The 11,507-nt window shown below is 58.1% G+C and carries 10 protein-coding genes; 7 read left to right on the forward strand and 3 right to left on the reverse strand.

Features of this window, described 5'->3' with window-relative positions; all coding sequences use genetic code 11:
• Positions 1 to 41: 41 nt before the first annotated feature.
• Positions 42 to 1,094 carry a tRNA 2-selenouridine(34) synthase MnmH gene (gene mnmH, locus A7E78_RS10885; RefSeq protein ID WP_072284292.1) on the reverse strand — a complete coding sequence of 351 codons (1,053 nt, stop codon included), beginning with the start codon at positions 1,092 to 1,094 and terminating at the stop codon, positions 42 to 44.
• Positions 1,095 to 1,097: 3 nt separating this feature from the next.
• Positions 1,098 to 1,994, reverse strand: a complete 897-nt coding sequence (gene hslO / locus A7E78_RS10890; protein WP_072284294.1) for an Hsp33 family molecular chaperone HslO — start codon at positions 1,992 to 1,994, stop codon at positions 1,098 to 1,100.
• Positions 1,995 to 2,193: 199 nt separating this feature from the next.
• Here hslO and A7E78_RS10895 point away from each other — a divergent pair, with 199 nt between their 5' ends.
• The 7 genes from A7E78_RS10895 (at position 2,194) to A7E78_RS10925 (ending at position 10,058) form a co-directional block, all read left to right on the forward strand.
• On the forward strand, positions 2,194 to 3,189 hold the full coding sequence (locus A7E78_RS10895; protein ID WP_072284295.1) for a nucleotidyltransferase family protein: 996 nt from the start codon (positions 2,194 to 2,196) through the stop codon (positions 3,187 to 3,189).
• Between the two features lie 48 nt (positions 3,190 to 3,237).
• Positions 3,238 to 4,830, forward strand: a complete 1,593-nt coding sequence (locus A7E78_RS10900) for a DUF445 family protein (protein WP_072284297.1) — start codon at positions 3,238 to 3,240, stop codon at positions 4,828 to 4,830.
• Between the two features lie 232 nt (positions 4,831 to 5,062).
• Positions 5,063 to 6,346, forward strand: a complete 1,284-nt coding sequence (locus tag A7E78_RS10905) for an efflux RND transporter periplasmic adaptor subunit (protein WP_083553037.1) — start codon at positions 5,063 to 5,065, stop codon at positions 6,344 to 6,346.
• Complete coding sequence (locus A7E78_RS10910; protein WP_072284298.1) at positions 6,343 to 7,026, forward strand: ABC transporter ATP-binding protein; 684 nt, start codon at positions 6,343 to 6,345, stop codon at positions 7,024 to 7,026. Before A7E78_RS10905 ends, A7E78_RS10910 begins: the two co-directional genes overlap by 4 nt.
• Positions 7,001 to 8,254 carry an ABC transporter permease gene (locus tag A7E78_RS10915; RefSeq protein ID WP_072284300.1) on the forward strand — a complete coding sequence of 418 codons (1,254 nt, stop codon included), beginning with the start codon at positions 7,001 to 7,003 and terminating at the stop codon, positions 8,252 to 8,254. Before A7E78_RS10910 ends, A7E78_RS10915 begins: the two co-directional genes overlap by 26 nt.
• 73 nt (positions 8,255 to 8,327) lie before the next feature.
• Positions 8,328 to 9,548, forward strand: a complete 1,221-nt coding sequence (locus A7E78_RS10920) for an ABC transporter permease (protein WP_072284301.1) — start codon at positions 8,328 to 8,330, stop codon at positions 9,546 to 9,548.
• Between the two features lie 261 nt (positions 9,549 to 9,809).
• The gene (locus tag A7E78_RS10925; protein WP_072284303.1) at positions 9,810 to 10,058 is read left to right on the forward strand and encodes a YfgJ family double zinc ribbon protein; all 249 of its coding nucleotides are present in this window, start codon (positions 9,810 to 9,812) and stop codon (positions 10,056 to 10,058) included.
• Positions 10,059 to 10,183: 125 nt separating this feature from the next.
• Here A7E78_RS10925 and hemL read toward each other — a convergent pair whose 3' ends face one another.
• Positions 10,184 to 11,467 (reverse strand): glutamate-1-semialdehyde 2,1-aminomutase, encoded by a 1,284-nt coding sequence (gene hemL, locus A7E78_RS10930; protein ID WP_072284304.1) that lies wholly within the window; start codon positions 11,465 to 11,467, stop codon positions 10,184 to 10,186.
• Between the last annotated feature and the right edge of the window lie 40 nt (positions 11,468 to 11,507).

Genomic DNA, 11,507 nt, shown 5'->3' on the forward strand with positions numbered 1-11,507 from the left:
ACAGAGTGTTAATGCAGGTGATGTGCATTCGACCTCAGTGGTCAGGTTACCGGTTTTAGTTCAGCGGGCAGATTGTTGCTAAGCTCGATCAGGGAACGGGCGATCTCGCCGGGCCGCTCGGGGGTAGGAGTCAGCATGACGACCCGTTGCGGATCTCTTTGTTTCAAACCAAACAGGTAGGTTTTGTCGTAATAATCAAGGATGGCGTGTGCCGCTGAAGAAATATCGCCGTTGGTGATAGCTTGCAGGGTGGCGCTGGTTTTCTCCCCTCCGAGCCGCTTGCTGATATTGGTGACGGCCTCGGCCAGTTTTTCCGGCGCTTCATTGCCGTAATCAATACACAACCGCTCCACTCGCCGTTCCCTCGGCACATCGATTTTTATCACCGTGGCTTTGCGCATCTGTTTATACAGGTTATCGTTGATCACGACCCGGCCGATACGACGGCTTTCGTCTTCGACCCAGATCGGTCTGTCGCTAACCAGGGTTTGCAGCTGGGCGCCGATTTCATTTTCAAACTGTTCGGTAGTCGGTTGCGCCAGGCCATCGATGGCGCCGAAGGCCGAGCCGCGGTGGTTTGCCAGACCTTCCAGGTCGAGAACCTGTTCGCCGCGGCGGCGAAGATTTTGTAACAGTTCGGTTTTGCCGCTGCCGGTCATGCCGCTTAATATCAACAGCGGCCAGGGGGCAGCGAGGGTGGCCTGGACCTGCCGGCGATAAGCTTTGTAACCGCCTTTGAGGAGTGCCACGCGATAGCCGACGGTTTCCAGCAGCCAGGCCAGTGAAGAACTGCGCATACCTCCGCGCCAACAATGAACCAGGATCTCTCGGCTGTCTGTGATTTCCCTCACCCGGGCGATATAATCGGTCAGGCGTGGCCCAACCATCTCCAGCCCCCGCAGTACCGCAGTCTCTTTTCCCTGGTTCTTATACAGGATGCCGATCTGGTGCCGTTCCTCGTCGCTGAACAGGGGCAGATTATAGGCGCCGGGGATATGGGCCTGGCCGTATTCTCCAGGGGTGCGGGCGTCGAATACGGGACAGTTTGCCGCACGCTGCAGGAAGGCTTCGGGAGTCAGTAGCCGTTGGCTCATAATTTATTGCGGCCCTTTGTTTGTGGATTTCAGGGCATCCAGCAAGAGGTTGAGTTGCTTGCCGGTAAAGCTATAGCGTTCTTTGCAGAATTCGCAGGTGACAGTCGTCGTTTCCTCTTTTTGGGCAATTGCTTCCAGTTCTTCCAGACCAAGGGCCTTGAGCATCGATTGTACCTGCGGGCGGCTGCAGGTGCAGCGAAACTCCAGAGGAGTCATTTCCGGGGTGCCGAGGGGGATGCCCTCAAAGAGCAGTTGCAGAATCTGCTCCGGTCCTTGCTCGGCTCGAAGCATGGCGGTCAGGGGGGGAAGCGTGATCAGCCGTTCTTCCAGCAAGGAAACGAGAGCTTCTTCGCCTTCAGGCATGGCCTGCACCAGCAGGCCGCCGGCCGCGGCGACCCGGCCTTCCTCTTCAAGGTAGACGCCCAGGGCAACGGTGGACGGTATCTGCTCCGATGAGGTCAGGTAATAAGCCAGGTCCTCGGCGATTTCACTGCTGTAGAGTTGGACCATTCCACGGTAGGGTTCTTTGAGACCGAGATCTTTCACGACATGCAGGAAGCCGGCTCGGCCGACGGCCGCCGGCACGTCAAAACCTTCAGCGGTGGGAGCAATTCCCGATAGCGGCTCTTTGACCGAACCCCTTAACTGGCCGGTGGCATTGGTTTCGGCATGTAGTTTTTGCAGCGGGCCGTTGCCTTCTACCATCAGTGCCAGCCGTTGGTCGCCTTTGAGCAGGCTACCCATGACTGCTGCGCCGCTGACCAGGCGGCCAAGGGCGACGGTAGCGGTTGGGTCGGTGCCCTGGCGTTGGCGGATGGCTTCGACCAGGTCGGTGGTGACGGCGGCGGCGGCGCGCAGTGTGCCGTCCCGAGTGGCGACGCGCAGCAAATGATCCTTCATACAGACTCCTTATGGTCGGGCTGATCGGTCCCGATCAAGTGTGGCTTGTTCTTCGATTAAAATACGGTTATGATCTTGGGCGGTATAGGTCTTCTGTCAGAGCCCAAGCTGGGCCGTATGCTACCCGAAGGGGCCGCTTCTGACAAGGACCTATCCGACCGATCGTGATTCATCATCTTTATTTTATAGGGAGAAAGTCATGAAAATCATTCTGCCGGTAGCAGGCAAAGGCACCCGCCTGCGGCCGCATACCCATACCAAAGCCAAATCATTGGTCCATGTAGCGGGGAAAACCGTCCTGGAGCACATTGTCGAACGGGTACTGACTGTCGATGCCGAGGAACTGATCTTTATCACCGACGACAATGGCAGTCAGATCGAAGAGTTCATGGAGCAGCATTTCCCCGGGGTTAACTGCAGTTATATCGTGCAGAAAGAGCGGCTCGGTCCGGCCCATGCCGTGGCTCTCGCTTCGCCGCGCATCTCTGCCGGTGATGAAGTGCTGGTGGTTTTTAACGATACCATCTTCGTTACCGACCTGGCTAAAATCCCCGATCTGTGCGCTGATTGCGATGGCCTGATCTATTCCAAAGAAGTCGAAGACTATCAGCGCTTCGGGGTTAATGTGGTCAAGGAGGGCTATATCGTCGATATGGTCGAGAAGCCGGACACTCCTGTTTCCCGCCTGGCCCAGGTCGGACTCTATTATCTCAAGGACGGTCAGGGATTCATGGACTATCTGGAGAAGACCATCGCTGCTGGCGATACGGTTAAGGGAGAGTTCTATTTGCCGGCGGTCTTCATGCGCATGATTCGCGATGGCATCAAGTTTTGCGCGCCGGAGATTCAGGCCTGGCTCGACTGCGGCAAACCGGAGACCCTGCTGGAGACCAATCGTTACCTGCTGTCCGGCAACCGGGTCGGTTGCGCAGGCACGATAGAGAATACGGTGATTATCGAGCCCGTGTCGATTGCTGCCGGGGCTACGGTGCGGGGCTCTATTATCGGTCCCAACGTATCGGTGGCCGACGGCTGTCACATCGAGGCCAGCATTGTCAAAGATTCGATTATCAATGCCGATTGCCGGGTGCAGAGCATGACCCTGGCCGAAAGTATTCTCGGCGATGCGGTGCAGCTCACGGGCAGCCCCCGCCGGATGAATATCGGTGACCACTCTCTGGTGATCATGGAATAACCGTCTGACAGAAGGGCCGCTAACGGTCCTCGAAAGTGATGCGCTACAATGACTCTAGTAAAGATCCTGCCTTATGTGCTGCCCCCCGCCTTAGGGGCGGTAATCGGCTACGTGACCAACTATATCGCTATCCGTATGCTCTTTAGGCCCCTCAAGCCGTGGTATATCTTCGGCTTGCGAGTGCCTCTGACGCCGGGAATCATTCCTTCTAAGCGTTTGGAGCTGGCCAAGTCCATGGGGGGCGTGGTCGGTTCCCACCTGTTGACTTCCAAGGATGTCGGCCGGGCGCTGGAAAAGGAAGGCTTTCGTCGTGAACTGCAACAAGCGGTAAACGATAAGCTCGGCTCCTTTCTCGATCGGGACCTGGGGCCGCTGGCTTCGCTGGTGCCGGGCAAGTTTCAGGGCCGTTTTCGCGAGCTGGTCGAAATGCTGCGTTGGAAGGGCCTCAAGGCCCTGTTCGATTATCTGCAGAGCAGCGAGTTCGAAGAGAGCCTGCGAGGTTACCTGCAGCGCAAGGGCGACGAGCTTCTCGAAAGGGACCCTGCAAGCTTTCTCGCCGGACCCAAACGCATGATGCTGATGGGGCATGTAGAGCGCAAGCTGGCCGGCGTGCTGCAGGCGGAGGGAACCGCCAAGGCCATCGAACGAATTATCGACGAGCAGCTGGAAAAACTGCTCACTTCAAAACAACCTCTTAAGGAGATGTTGCCGGAGGCTTTGGTTGAAGGCCTGCTGGGTGCCATCGAGCGGGAGATTCCCGTACTGCTCGATCATTTCGGCGGTTTGCTCTACGATCCTGAATTTCGAGCCCGGCTGGTGGAGCGGGCCAAGGAGGCCTTGGTCAAGTTTATCGACGGTCTCGGCCCCATGAAAAACCTGGTGTCCGGATTTATCGACCTGGAAAAGGTCGGCGAAAAGATCCCCGGCTTCCTCGATCAGGCCGGCGACGAGATTTCCCGCTGGCTGCGGGAAGAACGTACTCAGCAGCAGGTTGCCGAACTGCTGCGTTCCCGGGTGGAGAATCTTCTGGAGCGGCCCGTGAGTTCTTTCGTTGAACCTCTGCCTTTCGAAAAGGTGGCCGGAGCCAAACGTTTTGTGCGCGACCAGGTGGTTTCCTGGGTACAGAGTCCGGCTGCGGCCAAGGCATTGCGGGGATTGTTGGAGAAGGGCTTTGATGCGATCAAGGACCGTTCCTTTGGCGAGATGCTCAATACCGCCCTGCCGGGTGGAATCGTGCCCCGTATGCGCGAGCAGCTGGCCACGCGTCTATTGGGCGCCTTGACCAGTCCTGCGGCCAGGGATGCCGTTGACCGGGTGCTGGCTGAAAAGACTGAGCAGTGGGTTTTTCATCAGCCGTTGGGATGCCTTTCGGCGCGTCTTTCGGCCGATGTGCGTAGTGAGCTGCAGGAAGGGCTGTTTATTCATCTTGCCGAACTTTTGAAAAAAGAGGTGCCGCAGCTGGTTGATACCCTGAATATCAAGCGGGTGGTGGAAGAGAAGGTCAACACACTCGATGTGTTGACCGTCGAGCGTTTGCTCCTCGATATCATGGAGGATCACTTCAGATACATTAATCTGTTCGGTGCCCTGCTCGGCGCTTTGATCGGTCTGGTGAATCTGGTGGTTCTTGGATTTGCTTGAGGTTTTTGTTGTCTGGGAGTCTGGCGGCTTATTATTAATCCGCCAGACTCCTGATACTAACTGAGTAAAGCCAAAAGCTGTCCGGATAGAGGGCAGCTTTTCTTTTTTGAGTGCTGCTGATTGTACTGCAAAAGGGCGATAGGCAGTTATGCTGTAAGGAGTTTGATTGTCGGCCTGAACTGGCTGATTCTTGCGGTATTTGAAAGACGTGAAACAAAAAGAAAGAGGGGCCATGATTAAAAAACTGCTCGTGCTTGGTGTGGTTCTGCTTTTGCTCGGTGGAAGCTATGGGATCTGGCGGTCCCGCCACAATGAGCAGGCCGTGCGCATTCTGGAAACGGCCGAAGTAAAGCGGGGGGCTGTACGCCAGGTTCTTGAACAGACTGGCATTATCAAGCCGCAGGTTGGGGCCATCGTTAAGATCGGTACCCGGGCTACCGGAGTTATCGAACGGATGTTGGTCAAGGTCGGAGACCGGGTGTCCGCCGGGCAGTTGGTGGCCCAGATCGACAGCCGGGAAATCCGCTCCCAACTGGCGGAGGCAAAAGCCCGCTACCAGGCTCGCCGTGCGGAACTCGCCCGTGTCGAGCAGGTCTATCCCTTGCGGATTCGAGAAGCCGAAGCACAGTTGGCCCTGGCCGAAACCGCGGCGGAATATCTGGCCAGCAACTACCGACGACTGGCGCAGTTGGCCGAAGAAGGCATCATCTCCCAGGATGAGCTGGATAATGTTCGTCAGAAGTCCGAAGTTGAACAGCGCCTGGTTGCCGCCCGCCGAGCGGTCTTTGAGCGGGAAAGCCGCGAGTTTATCGAGGAGCGGCGCAAGGCGGACCTGGCGATGAAGCAAGCAAAAGCGCAACTGAATGCGGTGAATATCCGACTCTCTTACACGCAGATTGTCAGCCCTCTGGACGGGACAGTCAGCCAGGTCACGGCTCAGGAGGGGGAAACCATCGTCTCGGGCCTGCAGGTCGCCAATCTGATCACCGTGCTCGATACCCGTCGACTGGAGATGTGGATCTATGTCGATGAAACGGATGTCGGCCAGGTAAAGATCGGCCAGAAATTGGAGTTTCGGGTAGACGCCTGGCCGGACCGGATCTTTAAGGGCACCGTAGCCACTGTCTATCCGGAACCGGAGGTGCGGGAGAATATTGTTTATTATCGGGCTTTGGTCGCAGTAAGCGCCGAACAGGCCGAACTACTGCGACCTGAAATGACCACCCAGGTGAAGATCGTGGTGGCCGAAAAAGCGGATGCCCTGCGTCTGCCCAATGCCGCTCTCAAATGGGTCGACGGCAGGCAATTGGTATTCGTGCAGCGGGCTGACGGTTCAGTGCGGCAGGTCGTGCCGGAGTTGGGCCTGATCGGGGTGACTCACAGTGAAGTGACCGGCGGCTTGCAGGCCGGCGAGAAGGTTGCCACTCAACTGATTTTGGGCCAGGCTTCGGCGGCCGCTGGTTCAGGTAGCGGGGCGGGTGGAAACAACGCCCGTGGACGAAAGGCCGGGCGATGAGCGGCAGCGAACCGATTATTCGCCTGGAGCAGATCGACAAGACCTATCTGCAGGGCGATTTGACCATCGAGGTGCTCAAGAACATCGATTTGAGCGTGTCTCCCGGGGAATTTATCGCCTTGCAGGGGGCCTCCGGGTCCGGCAAGTCGACCTTGATGCATATTCTCGGTCTGCTCGATCGGCCGAGCAGCGGTCGCTACCTGTTTCAGGGGCAGAACGTTGCCGAGTTAGCCGATGACCGTCTCAGCGAGTTGCGCAATCGACAGTTCGGATTTATTTTTCAGAGTTTTTACCTGGTCCCCTATGTTACCGCTCTGGAAAACGTTATTCTGCCAGGTCTTTACAGTGCCACTCCGGCCGGTCAATTGCGACAGCGGGCCCAGAAACTGCTCGAGCAGGTGGGGTTGGCCGATCGTATGCATTTTCGGCCCAGTCAGCTCTCCGGCGGTCAGCAACAGCGGGTGGCCATGGCCCGGGCGCTGATGAACGATCCGCCCCTATTGCTGGCCGACGAACCGACCGGCCAGCTCGATTCCAGCACCAGCGCCGGGATCATGGAGCTGCTGCGGGAGATGCATGACCAGGGGCGTACGGTGATCCTGGTCACCCATGAGGCCGAGGTTTCCGCTGCCGCCGAAAGGATCATTGTGCTCCATGACGGTCGTATCGAACCTTCTTGATATTAGCCGCCAGCTGTGGCGGATCGCCGGTATGGCGTTGCAGGCCCTGTGGGCTTTCAAGCTGCGCAGTCTGTTCGTGATCGCCGGGGTGGCTTTGGGGATCGCTTCGTTGACCGTGATCGTGGCGGCGGTGGACGGGGCCGAACGCAAGGCGACGGAGATTGTGCGTTGGTTCGGTCCCGATGCGGTGCTGGTGTTCGGCGGCAATATCGAGAGCCGGGCGGTTGGCCAGCGGAGGCTGACCCTCTCTTACGCCGATGCGGATGCTTTGCGCCGCTCCCTGCCGGGCGCTTATCTGGTGGTGCCGATGCGGGCCAAATCCAACCAGTCGCTGCGTTTCGAGGACCGGGTGGTACAAGTGCCGCTGGTGATCGGTACCGCCGAAGGCTATGCCGAGGCCTGGAACTGGCCGCTGGTCGAAGGCCGGGATCTGAGCGCCGAGGATCTGTCTCGCGGGGCTAAGGTTGGATTGATCGGCGACAATACGGCTCGGGAGTTATTCGGCAAGCGCTCCCCGGTGGGTCATACGGTGCTGGTCAATAAGGTACCGGTTCAGATCGTCGGTCGCTTGAGCTATCGCGGGGTAGTCAGCGGCAGCGGCTCCATCGACGATCGAATTATTATTCCCATCACCACCCTGACCCAACGCTTCAACCTGAACCGTAAGTATTTCAGAGCCTTGCGAGTTAAGTTCCATGCCCCCGAGCTGATGACCGAGCATATTGCTAATCTACGCAGCCTGTTACGTCATCTGCATCACCTGGAACCTGGCGAATTGGACGATTTCACTATTATCAGTTCCGAAGAAATTCTGAAGTTCCTCTCCATGTTCAAAAGCGGGCTGTTATTGTTTCTCGGCGTCACTGCACTGGTGGCTATGACCGTCGGCGGTTTTGTGCTGGCCAATCTGTTTTATTTGAGCATCAATGAACGGCGCATGGAGATCGGTCTGAAAAAGGCTCTGGGTGCTCGTAACTGGGCGATTCTTTGCCAGGTACTGATCGAGGCGATCTGTTTGACCCTGATCGGTGCCTTGCTCGGCATGGGACTCGGCATGGGGCTCGGTCAGTTGTTGGCTCGGCTCGGCCTCTTGCAGATTCTCTTTTCCTGGAAAGTGTTCGGTATGGCGGTGGCCGCTGCGTTGGCCATCGGTGTGCTGTTCGGCCTCAAGCCGGCCCGCCAGGCGGCTGCCTTGAGTCCCATTGAGGTGTTAAAGGATACCGCTTAACTCGGAGTACTTACCAAGCCTCATGAATAACACGGGTTTTGAGAGTTCCAGATCTATAAGATAGCGAGTAGTTATGTTCTTCAGCCTCAAAATAGCCCTGTCTTCCCTGCGTGCTCACCGCCTGCGTAGCATTCTGGCCATGGTCGGCGTGTTTCTCGGCGCCCTGGCTCTCACCGGGGTGCAACATGTGTCGCGTTCCATGCTGCTTAAGGCCGAGCATGAGACGGCCAAACTCGGCACCAATCTATTTATGGTTCGCAGCGGCCAGTTATCCTTTCGGCCCTCGGGAAGTAGCCGGGTGCGGGGGTTGGCCAGAAATTTTACCCGGCAGGATGCCAAGGCGCTACTGGCCGGAGTGCCGGCCGCCCGAGCCGGAGCCCCCTTCGTACTGGCTACCAGCCCCATTCGTTCCGGAGACCTGCAGATCAATTGTCAGCTGGTCGCCACTCTGCCCAGCTATGCCACAGTACGCAATGTAAAGGCTGCCTGGGGGCGATTTCTCTCCGCCAGCGATGAAGCGGAGCGGGCCAAGGTTTGCGTGCTGGGGGCCAGTATCGCCCGGCGGCTATTCGGCGATGGCCAGGGAGCTGTTGGTCAACAGGTGATGTTGCATCGGGCAGGGCTGCGGGTAATCGGTGTGATGGAGCCGAAGGGGGCCGATATTGCCGGCACCGATCAGGACGAGCAGGTCTTCGTGCCTCTGACCACTTATATGCGGCGCTTGGCCAACCAGGACTGGATCAGCGGCGTCTATCTGCAGTTGGCGGATTCGCAGGCGATCGAGGAAGCGCGGCAGGCGGCGGCAACTATCCTGCGGCGCCGACACAGCATCGATGTCGGCGAGGATGATGACTTTACCCTGCTGGCCGCTCAAGACACCATGCGGGTACAGCGCGACGCTCTGGCCCTGGTGCAGACCCTCGGTCTGCTCAGCTCAAGTATTTCCTTTGCCGTTGGCGGTCTCGGTATCTTGTCCATCATGGTATTGCTGGTGCGCACGCGCAGGCTGGAGATCGGTGTCCGCCGGGCAGTAGGGGCGAAGCGCCGGGATATTGTGCGCCAGTTCATGTTCGAGGCGGGACTGATGGCGGGTATCGGTGGCGGCCTGGGGGTGCTCAGTTCTTTGCTGCTGGTGCTGGTGGTCTGCCGCATCGGCGAAATGCCCCTGGCTTACGATCCCGTGTTGATCGGCAGCAGCCTGTTCGGCTCTCTGTTGCTGGGTTTGGCCGCCGGTGCCTATCCGGCCTGGCAGGCGGCAAATGTGGAGATATTGCAGGTGCTGCGCAACGAATGAAGGTGGTATTTTTTGTTTCGTGAACCAGCCACCAACGCTGACCAAAAAACTATCGACCTGCTGTTGCCGTTTGCCAACGACCCTGTTTGTTTCCCAATGTCTGATAAGTTCTTGGGGTCTGATAATTGTGATTTATCGGAAATAGGGGAGTGTCCTCTTTTCCCTCTTGGAAACAACTTCCCGATGCAACGGATTTTGTAATATAATTCAGCGCCTGTTTGGTCAGGGATTGAAAGCAAAAGCGATGTAGGGAGGGTGTATATGCTTCGGCGAATCTGCAAGATCTGCGGTCGTGAAACGAGTAAGGAATTATCCGTTGAAGGGCCGAAGTTTTTCTGTAAAACCTGTAAAGACTATCCCCAATATGTAGAACTGGATATGGAACCCCATTGTCCCCAGTGCGGAGACCTGATTGAGGAGTGCGTCAAATGCGGCACCGGTTATTTCTGCAACCGCTGCAAACGTCTCTTTTCTCGAAAAGATCTCGCCTGGAAGGATAAAGAGGCCTAAAAGTCGGACGGTCTGACATATGGGAAAAGCCCCTAGTTATCTGACCGGGGGCTTTTCATGTCTGCAGTATTCGGAACAGCCTAGAAGCCTATTGCGAGGTTTTCAGGTGAAACCTGTCTTGGCAGTTAAAGGGCCGCAAAAGCTTTCCGGGCCGCGTCGATGGTGCGATCGAGATCCTCCTGGCTGTGGGCGGCGCTCATGAAGCCGGCCTCGAACTGAGAGGGTGCCAGATTGACTCCGTTCTCCAGCATCAGGCGGAAGAAGCGGCCGAAGGCGTCGGTGTCGCTTTGGGCGGCATCGGCGAAGGAGTTGACCGGGCCGGGATGAAAGTAGGTGCAGAACATGGCCCCGACCCGCTGCAGGCAGGTGGGTTGAGAGCACTGTTCGGCGGCTTCGCGAAGCCCGGCCTCGAGGTAGGCACTCTTGACTTCCAGTTGCTGGTAGAAGCCAGGTTCCTGCAGGAGCTTCAAGGTGGCGAGGCCAGCGCTCATGGCCAAAGGGTTGCCGGACAGAGTGCCAGCCTGATAGACGGGGCCTTCCGGAGCCAGCTGTTGCATGATCTCTTTCTTGCCGCCAAAGGCGCCGACCGGCAGGCCGCCGCCGATGATCTTGCCGAGACAGACCAGGTCTCCACGGATGTTGAAGCGCTCCTGGGCGCCGCCGTAGGCGAGGCGGAAGCCGGTCATCACCTCGTCCATGATCAGTACGATCCCTTCCGAATCGCATAACTCCCGCAGGCCCTCAAGGAAGCCGGGCAGCGGTGCCACGCAGCCCATGTTGCCCGCCACCGGCTCGAGAATGATGGCCGCCAGGTCGCCGCGATGGGCATCGGTCAGGGCCTGAACCTGTTCGAGATCGTTGTACGAGGCGGTCAGGGTGTGGCGGGCAAGGTCGGCCGGTACCCCTGGAGAGGTGGGCACGCCGAAGGTGGCCGCGCCGCTGCCAGCCTTGACCAGCAGGCTGTCGGCGTGACCATGATAGCAGCCTTCGAATTTGAGGATCTTGTCGCGGCCGGTATAGCCCCGGGCCAGGCGGATGGCGCTCATGGTGGCTTCGGTGCCGGAGGAGACCATGCGCAACTGCTCCATATTGGGGTAGGCCTGGCGCACCATCCCCGCCAGTGCCACCTCCAGGGCAGTTGGGGCGCCGAAGGAGGAGCCGAGAACCGCAGCCCGGCACACCGCCTCGACCACCTTGGGGTGGCTATGGCCGAGGATCATCGGTCCCCAGGAACCGACGTAGTCGATATAGGCGTTGCCGTCGACGTCGTACAAGGTGCTTCCATTGGCCCGGTCGATAAACAGCGGCTCGCCGCCGACGGATTGAAAGGCTCGTACCGGGCTGTTGACCCCGCCGGGAATGACTTGTTTTGCCTCGGCAAAGAGCGCGGCAGATTTCGAGCGGTTCATAACAGTTCTCTCCTTATGGGACACGGGGCTCTATTCTCCA

Source organism: Syntrophotalea acetylenivorans (assembly GCF_001887775.1).
Lineage (GTDB): Bacteria > Desulfobacterota > Desulfuromonadia > Desulfuromonadales > Syntrophotaleaceae > Syntrophotalea_A > Syntrophotalea_A acetylenivorans.